We start from the raw sequence: 22236 nt of genomic DNA, 5'->3' as shown, positions 1-22236 counted from the left end.
CCAAAACTCTTTTTTTAGTTCTGCTTTCTTCGATCTTTTTGAAGAAAATTGAAGAGAAATGCTACTATTAATAAGAGTAATCCACAAAAATAAACGGTATGCAGTGCTGTATATAACAACCCCTTTAACGGTTCTAAAAGATCTGCTGGAATTTCATTAGCCGTGTGCGGATTGACTAACTTATTAAGTAGCTCTTGTGAAACCCCTTGTTGTGATCTACTCATCATTTCGGCTGCCAAAGTCTGATTAAAAATAACTCCAAAAATGGAAACCATCAGAGTCTGCCCAAGCGTTCTGGCCAATGTATTAAATGAGGTTGCTACTCCGAGCACTTCATGCGCGACACTATTCTGCGCTTTTACAGTTGTTGTGGTAATCGTTACGCCTAATCCAATCCCCAAAATAACAGAGATCATCAAAAAAACGGAATACGAAGTCGAAGCTGGAACAAGCCACAAACACATGCCTCCAATTAGGATAAATCCTATACCAATCCCTAATACTTTTTTTGTATCAAGACTTTCCATCAATTTCCCACCAAGGAAAGAACCGCCTATCCAAGTAATAGACATCGGAGCTAAAACAATGCCACCCATAGCAGCATTCAAACCAAGTACTCCTTGCATCCACATCGGCATATATACTTCTATTCCGATTAAAAAGCCACTCACTAAGGCTGCGACAATATTCACCACTACAAATGTCGGGTTTTGAAATAGTTGAAGTGAAATCACAGGATCTTTGGCCTGTTTTTCCACCAAAATAAACCATATAAATAAAACCACAGCTAAAAATAAATAAAGACTCGAAGCAAGACTCATGCTTCCACTATCTGCAATTGTTTGAAATCCGTATAAAAGTAGCATTAATGTTGCCATCAATAAGCCACTTCCTAAAAAATCTACTGGCTCTTTAGTCTTAACTTCTCGTTTTGGTTCTACAAAATAATGACTGATAAGGAAAATTAAAATAATACCAATCGGAACGTTAATCAAAAAAATCCAATGCCATGAGAGTGTATCCACAATAAATCCACCAAAAAGAGGACCAAAAACACTCGCTATTCCCCATGCTGCATTATTAAAGCCTAAAACTTTCGCTCTTTTGTTTACTGGATAGATATCTGCAATGATGGTGAGTGCCACCGGCATAATCGCACCTGCACCCACTCCTTGTATCGCACGTGATACAATCAAATGAAGCATATTTTGCGACAAGCCACACATTGACGAACCAATGATAAAAATTAGAATTCCTATAATAAAAATTTTTTTTCGTCCAATTTTGTCTGCTAATTTCCCATAAATGGGTGTCATCATAGCATTTGTTAATAAATAAATTGAAAATACCCAATTCATAATGGATAACCCGTGTAGCGAACCAATAATAGTTGGCATGGCTGTTGAGACAATCGTTCCTTCAATAGCGGTCATAAACGTTGCAATAAAAATCGCAACCGTGACAATTTTTACATTTGTTTCTTTTGCCTTCATCTCTTTTCTTTTCCCCACTTCTTTTTCATTTAAAAAGCGATCCCTATTGAGAAATATCTCAATAAGGATCGCCTCTATTACTCTGCTAAACTACCAAGAAGGGCATCAACTTTATCCGTTTTCTCCCATGGAAGTTCCACATCTGTACGTCCAAAATGTCCATATGCTGCTGTTTGTTTATATATAGGTCTTCTTAAATCAAGCATGTCAATGATACCAGCTGGGCGCAAGTCAAAATTTTTACGAATCGCTTCAATTAAGCGGTCTTCTGAAACTTTCCCTGTGCCAAAAGTATCTACTGCAATTGATACAGGTTGCGCAACGCCAATAGCATAAGCTAATTGAACTTCACATTTGGTTGCAAGTCCAGCAGCTACAATATTTTTGGCAATGTAACGTGCAGCATAACTTGCTGAACGATCCACTTTGGTTGCATCTTTACCTGAAAATGCCCCCCCGCCATGACGAGCATAGCCACCATATGTATCTACGATGATTTTTCGACCGGTTAATCCTGCGTCCCCTTGAGGACCCCCAATCACAAAACGACCAGTTGGATTAATAAAATATTTGGTTTGTTCATCGAGTAATTCATTTGGAACGACCTCTTGAATTACTTTTTCAATCACATCTTTTTTAATTTGTTCCACTGTTGCTTCTTCATCATGTTGTGTACTTACAACTATGGTGTCAACACGCACCGGCTTTTGTTCTTCATCATATTCAATTGTAACTTGAGATTTAGCATCTGGTCGTAAATAACTGACTTCACCAGATTTTCTAAGCTCTGCTAAACGACGCGTAATCCGATGACTAAGTGCAATCGGAAGTGGCATCAATTCTGGGGTTTCGTCTATTGCGAAACCAAACATCAAACCTTGATCTCCTGCACCAATTTCGTCATAACTTTTAGAAGCTTCACGTGCCTCTAACGCTTCGTCCACTCCTTGTGCAATGTCTGCTGATTGCTCATCTAATGCAACAAGAACCGCACACGTTTCTCCATCAAATCCGCCTTGAGCTTGCTTGTAGCCGATTTCTTTAATTGTTTCCCGAACAATTTTTTGTACATCTACATATGCACTTGTCGAAATCTCACCAAAAACTAAGACTAAACCTGTCGTCACAGAAGTTTCACAAGCAACTCTTGCTAGTGGATCCTTCGCTAATAATGCGTCTAAAATTGCATCACTAATTTGATCGGCAATTTTATCCGGATGTCCTTCAGAAACAGACTCTGAAGTAAATAATCGTTTTTCTACCATAATGGTCATTCCCCCTTTGATAATTCGGTTACAAGGAATCTTTATCCGTTCTGTTTACAGATAAATCCTATCGGGAATCTTGCAACACGTCTAGTATACCAGATTTTTTTGAAATTTACTTGATTATTTGCCCCCATTTAGAAAATTAAGATAGATTTTTTGTTTGTTTACACAGAACCGCTTGACTCCGTCTTCAAAATTTACTACGATGAATTTATCAAATATACAAATAATGAGGATGAAGCAATTGGAAAACCAAAAAACAATTAATGTTTCTCTACCTTTCTTTCTACTGATGGCAGTCTTACAAACCGTTACCACCTTGATACCTGGAGTAATTTTACTAGATTCTAAAAAAGGGACAACTATTCCTATTTTTTCATTTATTGTCTATCTTTTACTCTGCGAATTGTTTCAGTACTTTGTACGCTTAGCAAATAAAAATGGGACATCAATTGCAACACCGGTATTTATAATTAAACTGATCATTTCCTGCTTCTTCATCTTTTCAATCAGCAGTAAAACAGTCGTTCCGTACGGTGTGATCCTTGCTTGTTACGAACTCTTCCAATTCCTTTGTTATTCACGAAAGTTCAACTATATGCACTCATTTTTATACCTTATTACAAATAGTTTTTTTAAAGGAATTGTTTTCAACCAACTATTTATTATCTACTATCCTTTCAACTTTACTCTGGACATGATGAAGCCTTTTATCTTTTCATTTTTAGTTATTTTACTTTATACTGCTTTACTTCAAGGCTTCTACTCTTCTTTAACCGGCTACTATCTTTTCTTAAGTACACTATTACTGCTCTCAACTTATGGTTTCTTGGTTTATAGTTTTCTTTCGAACCAAATAAACCTAATCCAGATTCTTTTAATTTTAGCTTGTAACTTATTTTTCTTTATTCAATTTGGAAAAACCAGCAATCCCAAGAAAAAAGAATTTATTCTTAGCTTGTTTATCTTAAGCATGTTGTGTATTTTTTATATTTAAGTTAATTTTAAACAGACTTTATGTTATATAAAGTCTGTTTTTCTACATAAAAAGAAAGAAAGAGTTATCATGATTCAAGTAGCTTTTCTCCAAATTTTCTATATAATAAGAGTATAGTTTAGAAAGAAGGAATGTTATTTGAAAAATATAATTAATAAAATTGTTGGCTCTATCGGTGCCTTTATCGGAATCTTTGTTTTTGTCGCCTACATTCCACAAATTATTGCTAATTTAGAGGGAACTAAAAGCCAGCCTTGGCAACCGCTGCTTGCTGCCTGCTCTTGCCTAATATGGGTCATTTACGGCGCTACCAAAGAACCAAAAAAAGACTATATTCTCATCATTCCAAATGTTTTTGGCGTCGTTCTTGGTTTTATCACCTTCGTCACATCTTTCTAGTGTCATCCTCTTATCCAATAAATGGTGTGGCGCCACTTACGCGATTCGTTTTTATACTTTCTACACAAAAAAAGCTAAAACAGAAATATCTGTTTTAGCTTTTTAAATACTATATGTTGATTAAATTAAGCAGTGATAACACTAACCACGCCTGAACCAACAGTACGTCCACCTTCACGAATAGAGAAACGAGTTCCGTCTTCGATCGCGATTGGGTGAATTAATTCAACATCAATTGTTACGTTATCTCCAGGCATAACCATTTCAGTACCTTCTGGTAACTCGATAACACCAGTTACGTCAGTTGTACGGAAATAGAATTGTGGACGATAGTTTGTGAAGAATGGAGTATGACGTCCACCTTCTTCTTTTGATAAAACATAAACTTCAGCTTTAAACTTAGTGTGTGGAGTGATTGTTCCTGGTTTAGAAAGAACTTGTCCACGTTCGATATCTTCACGAGCAACCCCACGAAGTAACGCACCAATGTTGTCTCCAGCTTCAGCGTAGTCTAACAATTTACGGAACATTTCTACTCCAGTAACTGTTGTTTTAGCTGTTGCTTCTTTAATACCAACGATTTCAATTTCATCACCAACACGAACTTGTCCACGTTCAACACGTCCTGTAGCAACTGTTCCACGTCCAGTGATTGAGAATACATCTTCGACTGGCATCATGAATGGTTTGTCAGTATCACGTTCTGGAGTTGGGATATATTCGTCAACTGCAGCCATTAATTCTAAGATTTTTTCTTCGTAAGCAGCATCGCCTTCTAAAGCTTTCAAAGCAGATCCAGCAACAACAGGAGTGTCATCACCTGGGAAATCGTATTCAGATAATAAATCACGAACTTCCATTTCTACTAATTCTAATAATTCTTCGTCATCAACCATATCAACTTTGTTTAAGAAAACAACGATGTATGGAACACCAACGTTACGAGATAATAGAATGTGTTCACGAGTTTGAGGCATAGGACCATCAGCAGCAGATACTACTAAGATAGCTCCATCCATTTGTGCAGCACCAGTGATCATGTTTTTAACATAGTCAGCATGGCCTGGGCAGTCAACGTGAGCGTAGTGACGAGTGTCAGTTTCGTACTCAACGTGAGCTGTTGAAATTGTGATTCCGCGTTCGCGTTCTTCTGGAGCACCATCAATTTGATCGTATGCCATAGCTTGTCCGCCACCGCGTTTTGATAATACAGTTGTAATTGCAGCTGTTAATGTAGTTTTACCATGGTCAACGTGTCCGATAGTACCAATGTTAACATGGGGTTTTGAACGGTCATATTTTTCTTTTGCCATTTTAAGTAAATCCTCCTAAGTTAGATAATTTTTATTTTGATGAGCGGCGCAAAAAGCGCCACTCTATCTTCTAATACATTTTACACGATAATCATCAAAAAACATAGTGAAACATTCTAATTAGCTAGCAGTTCCGCCGTTTTTCTTAATGATTTCTTCTTGTACTGATTTTGGTACATCTTCGTAATGGTCAAATACCATCATAAAGGTACCACGACCTTGTGTTGCAGAACGTAAAGTTGTTGCATATCCAAACATTTCTGCTAAAGGAATCATCGCATTTACGATTTGCGCATTACCATGTGCTTCCATTCCTTCAACGCGACCACGACGGCTGGTAACGTGTCCCATAATATCACCTAAGTAATCTTCTGGTACAGTAATAATTACTTTCATCATTGGTTCAAGAATCACTGGATTTGCTTTTTTAGAAGCAGCACGTAATGCCATAGAAGCGGCAACACGGAAGGCAGTTTCATTTGAATCGACATCATGGTAAGAACCATCATAAAGTTTTGCTTTGATATCTACTAATGGGTATCCAGCAAGAACACCATTATCCATAGCATCACGCAAACCTTTTTCAACAGCTGGAATGTATTCACGAGGAACAACCCCACCGACAATTGCGTTTTCAAATTCAAAGCCTTTTCCTTCTTCATTTGGTGTAAATTCAACCCAAACGTGTCCGTATTGACCTTTACCACCAGACTGACGTACAAACTTACCTTCTGCTTGTGTACCAGAACGGAATGTTTCACGGTAAGATACTTGAGGTGCACCAACGTTGGCATCAACCTTGAATTCACGTCTCATACGGTCAACTAAAACGTCTAAGTGAAGCTCACCCATACCAGAAATAACTGTTTCACCAGTTTCAACATTTGTTTCAACTCGGAATGAAGGATCTTCTTCCGCAAGTTTTTGCAAAGCAATTCCCATTTTATCTTGGTCAGCTTTTGATTTAGGTTCAACAGCAACTTGAATAACTGGTTCTGGGAACTCAATTGATTCAAGAATAACTGGTGAGTCTAACGCACACAAAGTATCACCTGTTGTTGTATCTTTAAGACCAACAGCCGCTGCGATATCTCCTGAATACACTTGGTCAATTTCTTTACGTGTATTTGCATGCATTTGTAGAATACGTCCGATACGTTCTTTTTTGTCTTTAGAAGCGTTCAATACATATGAACCACTTTCAAGGACACCAGAATAGACACGGAAGAAAGTTAGACGACCAACGAATGGATCTGTCATAACTTTAAATGCTAGAGAAGCAAACGGACCATTATCATCTGCAGGACGAGTTGTTTCTTCGTCTGTTTTGCTATCAATCCCTTTAATTGCTTCAATATCAAGAGGAGATGGTAAGTATGCAAGAACTGCATCTAACATCAATTGAACCCCTTTGTTTTTGAAAGCTGAACCGGCTAATACTGGGAAGAACTCAACGTTGATTGTTGCTTGACGAATGCCTGCAACTAGCTCCTCTTGAGTGATTTCTTCACCTTCAAGGTATTTCATCATTAAGTCTTCATCAGTTTCAGCAACTGCTTCAACTAATTTTTCGCGCCATTCATTTGCTTGATCTACATACTCTTCAGGAATTTCAGTTTCTTGAATATCCGTTCCTAAATCATTTGTATAGATTTCGGCTTTCATTGTTACCAAGTCAATGATCCCTGTGAAGTCATCTTCAGCACCAATTGGTAATTGAATTGGATGTGCATTTGCTTGCAAGCGGTCATGTAATGAATTTACTGAGTACAAGAAGTCTGCCCCAAGTTTATCCATCTTATTACAGAAAACAATACGTGGAACTTTGTATTCTGTTGCTTGACGCCAAACTGTTTCTGTTTGAGGCTCAACACCTGATTGCGAATCAAGAACTGTTACAGCACCATCTAGTACACGCAATGAACGTTGTACTTCAATTGTGAAGTCTACGTGTCCTGGTGTATCAATGATGTTTACACGGTACCCTTTCCATTGTGCAGTTGTTGCAGCAGATGTAATGGTAATACCACGTTCTTGCTCTTGTTCCATCCAGTCCATTTGTGAAGCACCTTCATGCGTTTCACCAATTTTATGGATTTTACCAGTATAGTACAAAATACGCTCTGTTGTTGTCGTTTTACCTGCATCAACGTGCGCCATGATACCGATATTACGAGTTTTTTCTAACGAAAATTCTCTAGCCATCTTTCTTTTTTCTCCTCTCTCATTTTAAATAAAGTTGTTTATGTTGAACTTAATTTGAAAAACTGCCTCTTAGTAGTAAGAATATGAACTATTCCTAATACCAAGAAAACAGAGAGGATTTTACCAACGATAGTGAGCGAATGCTCTGTTTGCATCAGCCATTTTATGTGTGTCTTCACGTTTTTTAACTGAAGCACCTGTATTGTTGGCTGCATCCATGATTTCTTTCGCTAAACGTTGTTCCATTGTGTGCTCTCCGCGTAAACGCGCATAGTTAACAATCCAACGAAGACCAAGAGTTGTACGACGTTCTGGACGAACTTCGACTGGTACTTGGTAGTTAGAACCACCCACACGACGGGCTTTTACTTCAAGAACAGGCATTACATTTTGCATTGCTTGTTCAAAAACTTCTAATGGATCATTTCCTGTAGATTCTTTAATGGTTTCAAACGCATTATAGATAATGCTAGCAGCAGTTCCACGCTTTCCATCAACCATAATACGGTTAATTAAACGAGTCACAATTTTTGAGTTATATATAGGATCTGGTAAAACATCACGTTTTGCAACAGGACCTTTACGAGGCATACGTAACTCCTCCTTCCGATTATATTTATTTTCTAGTTTTTATTAAGCTTTTGGTTTTTTAGTTCCGTATTTAGAGCGTCCTTGTTTACGATCAGTAACTCCTGCTGTATCAAGTGCTCCACGTACGATATGGTAACGTACCCCTGGTAAATCTTTTACACGTCCACCACGAATAAGAACAACACTATGTTCTTGTAAGTTGTGTCCGATACCTGGGATGTACGCTGTAACTTCGATTAAGTTTGACAAACGAACACGTGCGTATTTACGTAAAGCCGAGTTAGGTTTTTTAGGTGTCATTGTTCCTACACGAGTACATACACCACGTTTTTGTGGAGAGTTCAAGTTTGTTTGAGCTTTTTTGAAGCTGTTATATCCTTTATTCAATGCTGGTGAAGTTGATTTAGTCACCTTTGATTGACGAGATTTGCGTACTAATTGATTAATTGTTGGCATTCTTTTTCCTCCTCCCTTACATTGCTTTTCTAGTCCCACACATCCAGGTGGTTCTTTTTTTGCGATAAAAAAATTAGCAAGATAACTTGCAGATTCGCAATGCTTATGCTTTTTTTCGACAGACAGCACGTCTTTGAAAAGACCTGTACATAAAGCACCTTTGATATCGTACCACCTATATATTTTTTTGTCAATATTTTTTTCGATAATCCTCACAAAAAACCATTTTTTAACGACTACTGTTTCAAAAACATCGTAACCTAAATTGACAAACCTATATCCCCATGCTACATTACTATCTAAAATTAATTACTGTTTAGAAAACCTACTAGCCATTTAGACTTATATAACTATTGAAGGGATGAAAAATGTATGCAACGAAATATTGTGGAAAAACTGCCAAAAGTTGAGCTTCACTGCCACTTAGATGGATCGATACAGCCTCATACTTTGAAAAAATTGGCTGACGCTCAAGGAATTGATTTGCCTGATGATCCAAAAAAACTAAAAAAACTACTAACCGTCCCGAAAGATTGCCAAAGTTTGCTTGAATACTTAACCAAATTTGATCCGGTACTTCCATTACTTCAAACTGAGTCTGCACTAGAGATTGCTGCTTTTGACTTGATTGAGCAAGTAGCACGCGAAAATGTTCGCTACATAGAGGTTCGATTCGCTCCAAGTCTTTCCACAAGAAAAGGATTGACCCTGACACAAGTTGTCCAAGCGGTATTAAAAGGACTTAGTGAGGGGGAAAAACAATTTGGAGTAAAGAGTAATGCCTTGCTTTGTGGCATGCGCCACCATACCATTGAGAAGAACGTCGCAGTGGCTAAGACTGCTCATGATTTTGCCGAAAAAGGCGTTGCTGGCGTTGATTTAGCTGGCGACGAAGCACATTATCCACCCGAATTATTCGAGGAAATGTTAAAAAAGGCTTCAGAGTGGCATATTCCCATCACACTTCATGCTGGCGAATGTGGTTGTGCTCATAATATTCGTGAGTCTATCCGTTTAGGCGCTACAAGAATTGGACATGGGATTGCCTTAGAAAATGACCCTGAACTTCTTTCAAAGTGTGCCAAAGAGCAAATTCTTTTAGAGCTGTGCCCCACGAGTAACTTGCAAACAAAAGCTGTCAAACATCCGGAAGATTATCCTTTTTTAACCTTTTTAAAGGCCGGTGTTCCTATCTGCATTAATACAGATAATCGCACCGTTTCGGGAACAACCTTGACAGATGAGTATTTAAAATTAGGTGAGTGGTACGGACTAAACTATGCTACTTTAGAACAGCTCAATCATTATGCTGTAGATGGGGCTTTCCTCTTAGAAAGAGAAAAAGAATTGCTTCACCGAGAATTGGTAGCTGGTTATGAACCTTTTGTCAACTAATTTCAATAGCAGCCTCCCAACTAGTGTTTTTTTATTCTAAAATAACAAAGAGAGCCCCCATTATTCTGGAAGGCTCTCTTTGTTTACTATGTAGAATGTGGACGGATTTCGCTTAGCAATGTTTTAGTTAGTCCACATTGATTAATGTGTTCGCGTTATATGCTACTTGATCTTTATTACGAGAAAATAAAAAGTAGCTATAGCCTACACAAAGCAGACAAACTGTCAGTGAAATGGCAAATCCCGCAAGACCATTCACGCTCATATTCCCGTCTCCTGTCACGACGCTTTGAAGTAAATCCCAAATTGTATGGATTCCAACGATGAGCGTTAGATTTTTCGTAACCAGATATAGGACCGCAAACAAAACTCCTATCCCAAAAGCATCGATTGTAGAAGCAATAGTAGCAGATAAATCCGTTCCTGGAGAAAGTAGATTAATCAAATGCATACCCCCAAAAATGACTGCTTGAAAGACAACGGCATACTGCACACCATGTTGGTATTTTTTGAAAGCATACAGGCTGAAAGAAAAAACTAAAATACGAAAAATAAATTCTTCTCCAACACCGGAACGAACAGAGAAAAACAAATTAGTCAGATTGACTGATTTCCAAGTGTTCATGGGATGTAACCACACAGCAGAATCAATCATAAAAATGACAATAAAAAATACTGTGAGTATCGCAATGGACTTCAGCGAGAAGAAATTCCCTTTAGACAGCCAATTAGGTTTTGAAAACTTATTTTTTATCAAATTGGCATAGACTAGTGGAATGACAAAAAAGAATACGGAGATAACAGGCTCCTCACTAATCGTATCTGTTGGCACTCCCATATAAAAAATCAGCATGTCTACCATTGCCATAAAAGCAATCAAGTACATAGAGACTATACCAAGTGTTTCTAAAAATAATAAAACTACATTCTCAACTTTGGGTAAAGTTACCGTTAGATAGTAAGGTATTAGCAACAATCCTGCTACTAAGGCAGCTATGAAGTAATGAAAATAGGAAGTTCCACCAGAATTTACCGACAAGCCCAAAATGCTGGCGAACTTTTTAATCACAGGTGCTCCATAACCCAATAGGAAAACTAAATTCAGTGTTTGCAAAAACCAATTAAGGACATTCAAACTAGTCCATTTAAACTTTTTAGTTAAAATAGGAAGATATTTTCCTTGAAACGTGTCAAACTTCATTGAAAAAATTGCGATTCCTGTACACATTATACAATTCCCTAAAAATATTGCTTTGTCTGTGGTTACCCACATTGTTATCAACAAGACTACTACCTCTATAAGGTAAATCATTTGAAAGATACTTAACCATTTCGTATCTTTATTAGCTGTTTTCATTTTGGCACCTCTTACCTTCATTCTTTTTATTCATTCAAAAAATTGTCGAACTTCACTGTCTTCTTGCACATAAAATTTTCTGATACTCCAAACGTATTTGAGTTCAGCGATTAAATTCAATTGATCCCCCTTTTATAGCTCCATTTTTTGTTTCAATTCGTACAGCTGAATAAACTCTTCAAAAGACAATGTTATTCTTCAACCTGGCCTAAGAACTCATTTAAATAGGTCACTAATAAGCTTACCGTTGTTTTTTTCTTCAAATAAGCAAGGAAATACTCTAGAGTTTTTTAAGTCCACTCTAGAGTACACGCTACTCCTCACTATATTTTTTTATTCAGCTATACAATCCCAGACTCATTGTCAAAATACATAATAGACCTACTACACTCATTTGTAAATCTTTCTTGTTCATCTGTTTTTAGAAATTTGTTTGATAGTTGTTTCGTGTTCGTTGTATTTGAGACTTGTGTATAATTTGTAGCTACTTGATTTACTTTTTGGTCAGAAGACGGCGTGATATTGCGCCTTTTTTCGGGGAAGTGTTTGTGCCAACACAAGTATCGTAGCAGATGTACCGTTCGCATAATTTTTTCAGAAAAATCAGCGGTAGTTATACGAGGTGCCCCCACGATGTCAGTGCGAATCAAAAGCAATTTGAGCTTAGTTTTACAATTAAGGATTCCTGTCCTGAATAAGCTTCAGTAAACTGTGCAAATTTTTAGATTTTTCTATAAAAGGATTGACAAGAGCTTTCTGTTCAATTTATACTATGTTTAAGTTAAATTCTTGTGGAGGGTTTTATCTATGAAAACAACACGTCCAACACAACTGAATAAAGCCTACTTTAGCTATTTTAGATACTGCTTGTAAGCATGAATTTTCATGGATGCAAGCAAAACAATGCGTTGTATCTATGATGGCTGGAGAATTTTGTCATGAAAATGATAAAGCCACATGGATGAAAATCTAAGTGGCTACGATATAAAACAATACGTTTATAGACAGTAACCATTTAGAACTTAATTTCTAAATGGTTTTTTATTTACCATGAACACAAAAAAACAACAATTTTGGGGGAATGAAAGATGAAAAAAAGAAGATGGAAAACAGGATTAGCTTTATTAGCAGGGGTTGCACTATTTGGACTTAGCGCTTGTAAAAGCACATCTAATTCAAGTAGTAACAGCAAAGTAAAAACAATTGGGGTCTTACAATTAGTCGAACACGATTCTTTGGATGATGCTTATAAAGGCTTTGTTGCAGGGCTAAAGGAGAATGGCTACAAAGAAGGGGACAATCTAAAGCTCATTTTTCAAAATGCGCAAAACAATCAAGATAATCTAAAAAGTATGAGCGAAAAATTAGTCAAAGAAAAACCCGATTTACTGCTTGGAATTGCTACACCTTCTGCACAATCACTTTTAAATGAAACACAAACGACTCCAATCGTCGTGACAGCCGTAACCGACCTTAAAGCGGCAAAACTAGTTCAAAGTGATAAAAAACCAGGCGGAAATGTAACAGGGACAACCGATATGGTTCCCATTAAACAACAAATTGCACTATTAATGAGTATTGTACCCAAAGCAAAAAAAGTTGGAATTATGTATAACTCCGGTGAGGCTAATTCTAAAATCCAAGCGGCTCTGGCAAAAAAAGAACTTCAAAAAGCTGGTGTAACCGTCGTAGAAAAAACAGCTAGTACAACAAACGATGTCCAACAAGTCACGACAAGTTTGGCGAATAATACCGATGCTATTTATATTCCAACTGACAATACCTTTGCTAGCGCTGCGAGTGTTGTCGGTGAGATTGCTAAAGAAAAGAAAATCCCAGTGATTACTGGTTCTGTTGGTCAAACCAACGATGGCGGTTTAGCAACCTATGGTATTGACTACCGCTCACTTGGCAAACAAACTGCTAAAATGGCAGTAAAAATCCTAAAAGGAAAAGCTTCTCCTGCTACCATGCCGGTTGAAAGTTCTACCGATTTACAACTCGTTGTAAATAAAGAGATGGCAAAAGCTCTTGGGATTGATCCATCAAGTATCAAAGCACCAAAATAAAAACAAAGGATGTTTAACATGACAATTATTGAAAATCTCCCTTCATTATTCGTTTCTTCTGCTTCACAAGGGTTGCTTTGGTCTTTGCTTGCGATTGGTGTTTTCTTGACTTTTCGTATTTTAGATATTGCTGACTTAACCGCCGAGGGAACCTTTCCACTTGGAGGAGCCGTTGCTGCCACTGCCATTGTCAACGGTCTCTCCCCCATCTTGGCAACGCTTTTAGGCTTTATTAGTGGGATGATTGCTGGATTTATCTCAGGTATTCTACATACAAAATTAAAAATACCAGCTCTACTCGCCGGAATTATTACTATGACTGGCTTGTATTCGATTAATTCAAGAATTATGGGGGCTCCAAATATTCCCTTACTCGGACAAAAAAATATTTTTTCTTGGGTAAATGACTTTTTTGTTGTTGAAAAAGTCTGGGCAGTCGTCATTACTGGATGTATCGTGTTACTGCTTGTCATCTTATTACTCATTTTCTTTTTCAAGACAGAGATTGGTCTGGCTATTCGTGCTACAGGCGACAATCCAGACATGAGTGAAGCAAATGGGATTAATACAGATACGATGAAAATTATCGGCTACATGATTTCAAATGGCTGTATCGCACTTGCTGGCTCGTTGTTAGCCCAGAATAATGGTTTTGCTGACTTGAACTCCGGTGTGGGGACAATTGTTATTGGTCTTGCTTCCATTATTATTGCAGAGGTACTTTTCGCCAACAAATCTTTTGGCATTCGTCTTTTAACCATCGTGTTAGGGGCTATTATTTACCGTTTTATTATTGCCATTATCCTAGAGTTTCCAATTGATCAAAATGATTTAAAACTCTATTCTGCTATCATTTTAGTCCTTTGCTTGACATCTCCACTCCTAAAAAACAAACTCGGACGCAAACGAAAAAAAGCACACACTACTGGAGGTGCTAAATAATGAAAACCATTCTAACGATTCAGGACTTACATCAACACTTTGAGCGTGGAACTGCGAATGAAAACCATGTACTAAAAGGGATTAACCTTGAGATGAAAGAAAAAGAATTCATTACCATTATTGGTGGTAACGGAGCTGGAAAATCTACTCTTCTTAATAGTATCGCAGGCGCTCTTCCTATAGAAGAAGGAAAAATCATCTTAGATCATCAAGATATAACCAAACAAAAAGTGTCGCAACGTGCCCAGCATATCAGTCGTGTCTTCCAAGATCCTAAGATGGGGACTGCTGTACGTTTGACTGTAGAAGAAAATCTCGCTCTCGCTATGAAACGCGGAAAAAAACGGAGCCTAAGTAGCGGAGTTAAAGAGAAAGACCGAGCATTTTTCAGGGAACAGCTTGCCATGCTTGATTTAGGGTTAGAAGATCGATTGCAAGCAGAAATTGGTTTATTATCAGGTGGACAACGTCAAGCTATTACCCTACTCATGGCGACGCTCATCAAACCAAAACTACTGCTCCTAGATGAACATACGGCCGCACTGGATCCTAAAACCTCCGTAGTTGTTATGGAATTAACAAAAAAACTAATTGATAACTTAGAATTAACAGCCTTTATGGTCACACACAATATGGAAGATGCCATTCGTTATGGCAATCGTCTTATCATGCTCCATCAAGGAACAATTGCCGTCGATATTTCTGGAAAAGAAAAAGAAAACTTGACCGTACCAGACTTGTTAGCCCTTTTCCAAAAAAATAGTGGAGAATCTATTAAAGACGACGCGCTACTTCTAAGCTAACCAAAAAAACGATAAAAACCAAAAAAAGGTTTTTATCGTTTTTTGTTTTTTCTGTCACTCGTTTTGACAAATCAGTCTCTTTCCTAACAAGTTTACCTAGCAATTTCTGAACAGAGTATGACACTAAATAGTCTTAACGTTGACAAAGATTTTCTTTGGTTTACAATAAACTCGGAGGTGTCGCCATGTCAACTAAAAATAAAGTGCTAGACATTTTAATCCAGTCTTCCCCATCTTTCGTCTCAGGCGAGGAAATTGCACAACAGCTATCTCTTTCCAGAACTGCGATTTGGAAAGCCATGAACGAACTAAAAAAAGAAGGACATCAAATCAACAGCACCACGCACAAGGGATATCAATACATCCCCAACCACACACTATCTCAAGCAGGAATTCGTAGATGTTTAGTACAAAACCTGCTCCCATCTGATTTAACTATTTATACCGTAGAGACTACTGATTCGACAAATAAAGAGTTAAAAAAAAGAGCAATAGACGGAGATCTTACTCCCACATTACTAGCCGCTAGTACTCAAACAGAAACAAAAGGTCGTTTCGGGCGGCCGTATTTTTCTGCTGCAGACGGTCAAGGGATTTATTTTAGTTTTTCAATGCATCCTAGACGCGAACTGGAAGAAATCGCACAATACACGATTATCTCTGCCGTTGCTACTAGTCGAGCAATAGAGCGTTTGACCAATAAAAAGATCCAAATTAAATGGGTAAACGACTTGTATATGGATGGAAAAAAAGTTTGTGGTATTTTGTCAGAAGCTTTAACGGATATCGAAACACATACAATTTCTTCTATTATTATTGGAATTGGAATCAATCTTTCCATTCCCCAAGAATCCTTTCCGCTTGAGTTACAGGAAAAAGCAACTTCTCTTTTTCCAAATGGGAAAGCACTTGTTACACGTAATGAGTTAATCGCAGAAATCACGAATGAGTTCTTTTATATTTTAAATACAATTGAAACGAATCCCTATATGGAAGAATATCAAAAACGGTCTTTCGTACTTGGGAAAGCGGTCTCCTTTACTAGAGGAAATACCCACTACCAAGGAGTTGCGCAAAGTATTAACGAAAAAGGAGAGCTCGTCGTATTACTTTTAAGTGGTGAAGAAATGACGCTTTCCTCAGGTGAGATTAGCCTAGAGAAAATCGGTTACTAATTCCAAATGTCCACTCGCTTGTATCGTTCCCTTGAATAAACTTTTTCTTGGCCTTTGAGACTTGCAAATGCCCAACATTCTCTAGTTCCATTCTCTTTTGTTTTTTTTATAATCTTTTTTCACACATATCTGTACTGCATGAAGCCCTTGAAAATAAAGGAATTTTTCTTTATAATGCAGAGAGATTGACAAAACACTACTATAAAATGAAAGAATTGAGGAATCAAATGATCACTGTTACAAATATTAGCTTACAATTTTCTGATCGTAAGTTATTTGAAGATGTAAATATCAAGTTTACTCCTGGAAATTGTTATGGTCTAATTGGCGCAAACGGTGCTGGGAAATCAACTTTTTTAAAAGTATTAGAAGGTAGTGTACAGCCTACCACGGGATCTGTTACATTGGGTCCGAATGAACGTATGGCAACATTAAAACAGAATCACTTTGACTACGAAGATAACACCGTACTTGAAACGGTTATTATGGGTCATAAACGCTTATTTGAAATTATGCAAGAAAAAGATGCCATCTACATGAAAGCCGATTTTTCTGATGAAGACGGGGTTCGCGCTGCTGAGTTAGAAGGCGAATTTGCAGAATTAGATGGTTGGGAAGCCGAACCAGAAGCTGCAACGCTTTTGCAGGGGCTAAATGTTCCTGAGAGCTTACACGATACAAAGATGGGCGAGCTGACTGCTGGACAAAAAGTGAAAGTGCTGCTGGCACAAGCTCTATTCGGCAAACCCGATGTGCTGTTATTGGACGAACCAACAAATGGTTTAGACAGCCGCTCAATTGCTTGGTTAGAAGAATTTTTAATTAATTTTGAAAATACCGTGATTGTTGTTTCACATGACCGTCACTTCTTAAACAAAGTTTGTACGCATATGGCTGATTTAGATTTCAGCAAGATTCAATTGTATGTTGGAAACTATGATTTTTGGCTAGAATCAAGCCAGTTAGCTACCAAATTACAATCCGATCAAAATACCAAAAAAGAAGAAAAAATTAAAGAACTTCAAGACTTTATTGCTCGGTTTAGCGCCAATGCATCTAAGTCAAAACAAGCAACATCCCGTAAGAAAATGTTAGATAAAATTACATTGGATGATATTCAACCCTCTTCACGTCGCTATCCATTCGTTGGATTCCAGCCAGAACGTGAAATTGGAAATGACGTGTTACGCCTAGAAAATATCTCTAAAACAATTGATGGCAAAAAAATATTAGACAACATTTCTTTCTCACTAAATAAAGAAGATAAAGTAGCCTTTATTGCAAATAATGATATTACAACCACCACTTTATTCAAAATTATTATGGGAGAAATGGAACCAGATACCGGAACCGTTTCTTGGGGTATCACTACTTCTCAAGCATACTTGCCCAAAGATAGCTCGAGTGAATTTAGCCAAGATATGCCTATTCTTGATTGGTTACGTCAGTTTGCTTCAAAAGAAGAAGATGATAACACCTTCCTTCGTAGCTTCCTTGGACGCATGTTGTTTTCTGGTGAAGAAGTAATGAAACCTGTCAGTGTCCTTTCCGGAGGAGAAAAGGTCCGTTGTATGCTTTCCAAAATGATGCTTTCAAAAGCAAATGTACTCGTGCTAGATGATCCAACTAACCATTTGGATTTAGAGTCGATTACTTCTTTAAATAATGGATTGATGTCCTTTAAAGGGGCTATGCTATTCGCCTCACATGACCATCAGTTTATTCAGACACTAGCGAATCGAATTATTGCAGTGTCAAATAAAGGCTGCGTAGATCGCTCAGAAATTACCTATGATGATTTCTTGGAAAATAAAGACATTCAAAAACAATTAGACGGACTATTCTCTGAGTAAACATTCCATGAGCTTTTCAGCTATCAAAAAAATCTTAGTCGTGAGACACACCTAAGCTTTACGTGTGTCTCACGACTTTTTATAACAAGTATCCCCCATGACAAAATAAAAAAAGAGTGACGAATCACTCTCTAAAAATTTTGCCTATCTAGCTATTCCACTTTCTTTTTGTTTCTTTCTTGACTCATTGAGTTTGTCTGCAAGGTTGGAATCCATATGGTATATTTTCGGCGCTTTTTGATTTAATATTTCTTGAGATTCTTGAATATTTCGCTTTTTATATATTGGCGCTAACAATTTGCTTAACTCCATATGAGCTGGAGTTAAGTTTTTATCTTTTATAAAACTTTTTTTGCTCCAAATTTCCATTTTGTTAATTGCTACAAAAGAATGTGTGTACTCTTGTTTTACTTTATTTTCCACTTTTTCTGTTACATCAGTTAACACAATTTTTTGACTTTTTAATTGTTTGTTAAACACTTTGCTTTGAAATAATATACCACTTTCTTTAATACTCCTATCCAAAAAAACACCTGTTAATTTTTTTAAATACACATTCATATCTGCTACTGTGTTCTTATTTAGCTCAGTATTTTTATATTTCAAAAAAAAAGTTTGCTTCAAATAGTTATCTGCATACTTCATTGATTTGTCTCTTTGTCCAGTCGTAAAGCGGCACTCTATCTCTTTGTAATCAATCTTTTCTTTATTCCAGAATAAAAAATTCTTTTTTCTACTCTGTTGCTTTTTATTTTCTACATCTGTCACAAAATTAGTAAGAATTGCCTTTTTCATACATGTTTTTAGTACAGTTGCATACAAGTTTCGAATATTTTCTTCTAATAATCCTCTCAATGCAGCTTGCTCAGCATTTGTATACTCCCCGCGGCTTTGTTCTTTCCTATGATTGCTAAATTGTTGTCGGGTTTGAAACCTACGCATATATTACCCACCTTTTATTCTTGTACTATTTTCTAGCTTTGTTAGTCTGTGTTATCTCTCTATCTTATGATTTTTTTGAGTTTCACTTTTATCAGTCAAACGCTGTTCAAAAGTCGCTGATTCTCTATGTTTGTGTAAAGACTTCACTTGATTTATTCGAGTTGAGGTTTCTTTTAATTGCTCTATCTCTTTTTTTTGGTCTGGAACAATTGAATCGTCTTTTTGATAAATTTTACTGGAATTAGAAGTTTTCTTTAAACCTTTCCGCCAGTCAATTTCTTTTGCTTTGCCATTATTTACTGTTTTTGCATCAGCGACAACTGTTTTTAGTTTCACTTGACCAGTTTTTAATTGACTAATTAGTGCATCCATCGGACTCAACTGTTCAACGCTTTTCGTCTCTATAGCTGTTTGTTTTAAATTTGATTGCATGTTCTTCAATTGATCAGCTAACATCATTCCTAACTGACCGTTTGCTTGTACTCTAGTTGCTTTTAATGGTTTTAAAGATTCCCCTCTATCTGGAAGAGCCTCTATGGCGGGCATCATTGGTGGAGGTGGGGGAATTTTTCCTTCTTGTGCCACTCCTTGGACTGGTAGTCGAGGCGCGGGGGGGATTTTCCCTTCCTGCGCTACTCCTTGGACTGGTAACGAAGGCGCGGGGGGGATTTCCCCTTCCTGCGCTACTTCTTGGACTGGTAACGGAGGCGCGGGGGGGATCTTCCCTTCCTGCACTACTTCTTGGACTGGTAACGGAGGTACTTTACTATCAGCGAGAACTTTCTCTTCTATTATGGAGGGGGCTTGAGTGATTAATACCTTCTCATCACTCTGAGCTTTTAGTTGTCCCAATTCAATGCTTGAGTTTGATTCTAGTATCTCCTTTGAAAGCCCCTTATTTCTTTTTTTATACCCAAGACCCAACAAACTACTTAACGGCTTATTTTCTTGAAAACTTCTTCCATCAAAAATCCGCATATTTTGAATCGCATCAAAAGAATGTGTAAACTCCTGTGTCACCTTATTTTCCGCTTCTTTTATTAATTTTTTCAAGACAACTTGTTTTTTTTCAAGCCTTCTTCTAAAAATTTTACTTTTAAATATCTCAACATAAGACTTCGTTTGCTTTTTGATAAACTCATCCTTTGTTTTTTCAAAATACTTAGTAATTCCACTCATTTTTTGGGCATCTATTAACGTATTTTTATACTTTTCCCAAAAAAATTCTTTCACATATTGATCTGCGTACTCCCACGATTTATTTATTTGTTCATTCGTTAAACGACTTTTTATTTCCTGATAATTCGTTTCTTCTTTAGATGAAAATAAAAATTGTCTTTTACTATTCTGCTTTTTTTGACTCTTGATATCTTTCACAAAATTAGCATAAATAAACTTTTTCATTGTTCCTTTTAATACCATTAAATACAAATCTTTAATATTTTTTTCTAGTTCTTTTTGTAAATCTCCTTGATTCATACTTCGATTGTTTGTTGTGTCTTGCTTTTCTCTTTGTTCTAATTTTATTTTATTTTCTTTCATTTTGTATCCACCTTTTACTTTAAATGTTTACTGAAAAGATTTAAAAAATAAGCTCAACAAACCGATATAGCCTAGGATTTACATGAAAGGATTAAATTTTACAAAAAATTTTATTTATTATAGCTATCCATAATCCGTTGTTCATAGTCAAAGGGGGACTTCCTCGGTTTTAAAAAGTTCTGTTTTTTAATGGCCATAGCTTTGTCTTCCAATTCGCTGAATATTTTTTTCTGATGCTCTTTAATCCCTATGTCTCCCACATTGTGATTCGTTGGTTTTGCTAGCTGTCCATAACTAAAACCGGTGTTTTGACTTTTATTATCCATGCTTATCAATTGGCTGAATGTTTTTTTCTGAGCTTCTTGAAGCCCAATATCCCCAACATTTTGATTCATTGGTTTTGCTAGCTGTCCATAACTAAAACCGGTGTTTTGACCTTTGTTCTCCTTGCCTTTCAATTGGCTGAATATTTTTTTCTGAGCTTCTTGAAACCCAGTATCCCCAACATTTTGATTCGTTGGTATACGTTTCTTTAAAGTCGCTTTCCAATCATATTCTTGATTGCTATTTTTTTCTACAGATTTCCGTTCTACCTGTACTTTTCTTAAAATCTTCCGTATATCCATTGCTTCTTTTGCTAAGTTTTGTTGGATCTCTTTATCGCTTAGTTTCTGCTGCTGTTTTTCATTTTTTGATACTTTTTCTTTTTTACTATTATTTTGAGAGAACAATATTGGGGGCAGCATTGGGGCTGGGGGGACCAAACCATTCTCAATGAGCTCTTTTGCTTCCTTATTTACAAACAACTTCTCTTTTTTTACTTCTGCTTCTTTTTCCTTAACCCTGACCTTGCCGTATCCCTCTGATACATCATAAGTTCTTTCAACTGCTTTCCTTCTTAAATGAATTGCAGAAGTAAGTTGGTTATCCAGTTTTTGTTTCAACATACTTGCATCAACATGATTGAGTCCCGTCCCATCAGTAAGATTTCCTTTGTCTCTTACCTTTAATCGAACCTTATCATTAGACTCACTTAACCCAAATGACAGTGGTAATGGGGGCGGGGGCGGAGCTATACTATTTGCTTCCATTGCTCTACTTGGACTTTGTTCTTCTATTACGATAGAACCCCTTTCCTCAAACAGTGCTTTGCTCTCTAATACATCTAGCGGAGGTGCTGTTGTTGGTAATGGGGGAAGTATTTCTACGTCCTTATCTGATATCGGTTCATCTATACTTTGTTCTTCCAGTTCCCTTTTGATTCCATAATCCTCAATTATATTACTACCTAATAATTCAAATGGTGGCAATGTTTTGGGTAATGACGGACGCTGAATCTCCTCCGTCTGATTATCTGTGGATAGTTTCATTTCTTTCCTGGTCATATTGTTGCCAACTCCTTCTTTACTAGACTAATATTACCAGAGATACCCTCT

18 protein-coding genes and 1 riboswitch are annotated in these 22236 nt (G+C 37.0%); of the genes, 8 read left to right on the top strand and 10 right to left on the bottom strand.

The annotated features are described in order from the left end of the window. Window positions 1-14 precede the first annotated feature (14 nt). Both CBF30_RS06565 and metK read right to left on the bottom strand, forming a co-directional pair. The gene (locus CBF30_RS06565; protein ID WP_126824032.1) at window positions 15-1493 is read right to left on the bottom strand and encodes an MDR family MFS transporter; all 1479 of its coding nucleotides are present in this window, start codon (window positions 1491-1493) and stop codon (window positions 15-17) included. Window positions 1494-1570: 77 nt separating this feature from the next. Continuing rightward, complete coding sequence (gene metK / locus CBF30_RS06560) at window positions 1571-2758, bottom strand: methionine adenosyltransferase (protein WP_126824030.1); 1188 nt, start codon at window positions 2756-2758, stop codon at window positions 1571-1573. Beyond that, window positions 2756-2848: riboswitch (SMK box riboswitch) on the bottom strand. (Overlaps the previous gene by 3 nt.) 157 nt (window positions 2849-3005) lie before the next feature. On the opposite strand from metK, the gene CBF30_RS06555 reads away from it, so the two are divergent. Next, on the top strand, window positions 3006-3758 hold the full coding sequence (locus tag CBF30_RS06555) for a hypothetical protein (RefSeq protein WP_126824027.1): 753 nt from the start codon (window positions 3006-3008) through the stop codon (window positions 3756-3758). Between the two features lie 138 nt (window positions 3759-3896). Further along, window positions 3897-4157 carry a SemiSWEET family transporter gene (locus CBF30_RS06550; RefSeq protein ID WP_126824024.1) on the top strand — a complete coding sequence of 87 codons (261 nt, stop codon included), beginning with the start codon at window positions 3897-3899 and terminating at the stop codon, window positions 4155-4157. 125 nt (window positions 4158-4282) lie between these two features. Here the strand turns inward: CBF30_RS06550 and tuf are convergent, their stop codons facing one another. The 4 genes from tuf to rpsL form a co-directional block, all read right to left on the bottom strand. Beyond that, window positions 4283-5470 carry an elongation factor Tu gene (gene tuf, locus CBF30_RS06545; protein WP_126824020.1) on the bottom strand — a complete coding sequence of 396 codons (1188 nt, stop codon included), beginning with the start codon at window positions 5468-5470 and terminating at the stop codon, window positions 4283-4285. Window positions 5471-5590: 120 nt separating this feature from the next. Continuing rightward, window positions 5591-7675: an elongation factor G gene (fusA, locus tag CBF30_RS06540; protein WP_126824018.1), complete on the bottom strand. Its 2085-nt coding sequence runs from the start codon at window positions 7673-7675 to the stop codon at window positions 5591-5593. Between the two features lie 120 nt (window positions 7676-7795). Beyond that, window positions 7796-8266 carry a 30S ribosomal protein S7 gene (rpsG, locus tag CBF30_RS06535; protein ID WP_126824016.1) on the bottom strand — a complete coding sequence of 157 codons (471 nt, stop codon included), beginning with the start codon at window positions 8264-8266 and terminating at the stop codon, window positions 7796-7798. Window positions 8267-8308: 42 nt separating this feature from the next. After that, window positions 8309-8722, bottom strand: a complete 414-nt coding sequence (rpsL, locus tag CBF30_RS06530; RefSeq protein ID WP_126824014.1) for a 30S ribosomal protein S12 — start codon at window positions 8720-8722, stop codon at window positions 8309-8311. Between the two features lie 372 nt (window positions 8723-9094). On the opposite strand from rpsL, the gene add reads away from it, so the two are divergent. Then, the gene (gene add / locus CBF30_RS06525; protein WP_126824012.1) at window positions 9095-10117 is read left to right on the top strand and encodes an adenosine deaminase; all 1023 of its coding nucleotides are present in this window, start codon (window positions 9095-9097) and stop codon (window positions 10115-10117) included. Between the two features lie 127 nt (window positions 10118-10244). Here the strand turns inward: add and CBF30_RS06520 are convergent, their stop codons facing one another. Beyond that, on the bottom strand, window positions 10245-11474 hold the full coding sequence (locus CBF30_RS06520) for a CPBP family intramembrane glutamic endopeptidase (protein WP_170168964.1): 1230 nt from the start codon (window positions 11472-11474) through the stop codon (window positions 10245-10247). Window positions 11475-12562: 1088 nt separating this feature from the next. Between CBF30_RS06520 and CBF30_RS06515 the strand changes: the two genes are divergently transcribed. The 5 genes from CBF30_RS06515 (at window position 12563) to CBF30_RS06495 (ending at window position 18316) form a co-directional block, all read left to right on the top strand. Beyond that, window positions 12563-13543 carry an ABC transporter substrate-binding protein gene (locus CBF30_RS06515; RefSeq protein ID WP_126824008.1) on the top strand — a complete coding sequence of 327 codons (981 nt, stop codon included), beginning with the start codon at window positions 12563-12565 and terminating at the stop codon, window positions 13541-13543. An 18-nt stretch (window positions 13544-13561) separates the two neighbouring features. After that, window positions 13562-14485, top strand: coding sequence for an ABC transporter permease (locus CBF30_RS06510; RefSeq protein ID WP_126824006.1), 924 nt, complete (start codon window positions 13562-13564; stop codon window positions 14483-14485). Beyond that, window positions 14485-15288, top strand: a complete 804-nt coding sequence (locus CBF30_RS06505) for an ABC transporter ATP-binding protein (RefSeq protein ID WP_126824004.1) — start codon at window positions 14485-14487, stop codon at window positions 15286-15288. The genes CBF30_RS06510 and CBF30_RS06505 overlap by 1 nt, the downstream gene beginning before the upstream one ends. Window positions 15289-15473: 185 nt before the next feature. Beyond that, window positions 15474-16463, top strand: coding sequence for a biotin--[acetyl-CoA-carboxylase] ligase (locus CBF30_RS06500; protein ID WP_126824002.1), 990 nt, complete (start codon window positions 15474-15476; stop codon window positions 16461-16463). A gap of 227 nt (window positions 16464-16690) precedes the next feature. After that, window positions 16691-18316, top strand: a complete 1626-nt coding sequence (locus CBF30_RS06495; RefSeq protein ID WP_126823999.1) for an ABC-F family ATP-binding cassette domain-containing protein — start codon at window positions 16691-16693, stop codon at window positions 18314-18316. A gap of 144 nt (window positions 18317-18460) precedes the next feature. Here the strand turns inward: CBF30_RS06495 and CBF30_RS06490 are convergent, their stop codons facing one another. The 3 genes from CBF30_RS06490 to CBF30_RS06480 form a co-directional block, all read right to left on the bottom strand. Beyond that, a complete protein-coding gene (locus tag CBF30_RS06490) occupies window positions 18461-19111 on the bottom strand; it encodes a hypothetical protein (protein ID WP_126823997.1) in 651 nt (216 codons plus the stop codon). Window positions 19112-19309: 198 nt separating this feature from the next. Then, window positions 19310-20800 carry a hypothetical protein gene (locus tag CBF30_RS06485; RefSeq protein ID WP_126823995.1) on the bottom strand — a complete coding sequence of 497 codons (1491 nt, stop codon included), beginning with the start codon at window positions 20798-20800 and terminating at the stop codon, window positions 19310-19312. 110 nt (window positions 20801-20910) lie between these two features. Further along, complete coding sequence (locus tag CBF30_RS06480) at window positions 20911-22185, bottom strand: hypothetical protein (RefSeq protein ID WP_126823993.1); 1275 nt, start codon at window positions 22183-22185, stop codon at window positions 20911-20913. Window positions 22186-22236 lie beyond the last annotated feature (51 nt).

Origin of the sequence: Vagococcus entomophilus (genome assembly GCF_003987595.1) — a bacterium.
Classification (GTDB): Bacteria; Bacillota; Bacilli; order Lactobacillales; family Vagococcaceae; genus Vagococcus_E; species Vagococcus_E entomophilus.
This window is presented reverse-complemented; position numbering and strand designations above follow the sequence as displayed.

What these genes read in the sequence shown, in the direction of transcription:
- rpsG (WP_126824016.1), bottom strand. Translation starts at nt 8,266, where the DNA reads ATGCCTCGTAAAGGTCCTGTTGCAAAACGTGATGTTTTACCAGATCCT.
- CBF30_RS06565 (WP_126824032.1), bottom strand. Translation starts at nt 1,493, where the DNA reads ATGAAGGCAAAAGAAACAAATGTAAAAATTGTCACGGTTGCGATTTTT.
- CBF30_RS06495 (WP_126823999.1), top strand. Translation starts at nt 16,691, where the DNA reads ATGATCACTGTTACAAATATTAGCTTACAATTTTCTGATCGTAAGTTA.
- CBF30_RS06520 (WP_170168964.1), bottom strand. Translation starts at nt 11,474, where the DNA reads ATGAAAACAGCTAATAAAGATACGAAATGGTTAAGTATCTTTCAAATG.
- fusA (WP_126824018.1), bottom strand. Translation starts at nt 7,675, where the DNA reads ATGGCTAGAGAATTTTCGTTAGAAAAAACTCGTAATATCGGTATCATG.
- rpsL (WP_126824014.1), bottom strand. Translation starts at nt 8,722, where the DNA reads ATGCCAACAATTAATCAATTAGTACGCAAATCTCGTCAATCAAAGGTG.
- CBF30_RS06485 (WP_126823995.1), bottom strand. Translation starts at nt 20,800, where the DNA reads ATGAAAGAAAATAAAATAAAATTAGAACAAAGAGAAAAGCAAGACACA.
- CBF30_RS06480 (WP_126823993.1), bottom strand. Translation starts at nt 22,185, where the DNA reads ATGACCAGGAAAGAAATGAAACTATCCACAGATAATCAGACGGAGGAG.
- CBF30_RS06515 (WP_126824008.1), top strand. Translation starts at nt 12,563, where the DNA reads ATGAAAAAAAGAAGATGGAAAACAGGATTAGCTTTATTAGCAGGGGTT.
- add (WP_126824012.1), top strand. Translation starts at nt 9,095, where the DNA reads ATGCAACGAAATATTGTGGAAAAACTGCCAAAAGTTGAGCTTCACTGC.
- CBF30_RS06500 (WP_126824002.1), top strand. Translation starts at nt 15,474, where the DNA reads ATGTCAACTAAAAATAAAGTGCTAGACATTTTAATCCAGTCTTCCCCA.
- tuf (WP_126824020.1), bottom strand. Translation starts at nt 5,470, where the DNA reads ATGGCAAAAGAAAAATATGACCGTTCAAAACCCCATGTTAACATTGGT.
- CBF30_RS06490 (WP_126823997.1), bottom strand. Translation starts at nt 19,111, where the DNA reads ATGAAAAAGGCAATTCTTACTAATTTTGTGACAGATGTAGAAAATAAA.
- metK (WP_126824030.1), bottom strand. Translation starts at nt 2,758, where the DNA reads ATGGTAGAAAAACGATTATTTACTTCAGAGTCTGTTTCTGAAGGACAT.
- CBF30_RS06510 (WP_126824006.1), top strand. Translation starts at nt 13,562, where the DNA reads ATGACAATTATTGAAAATCTCCCTTCATTATTCGTTTCTTCTGCTTCA.
- CBF30_RS06505 (WP_126824004.1), top strand. Translation starts at nt 14,485, where the DNA reads ATGAAAACCATTCTAACGATTCAGGACTTACATCAACACTTTGAGCGT.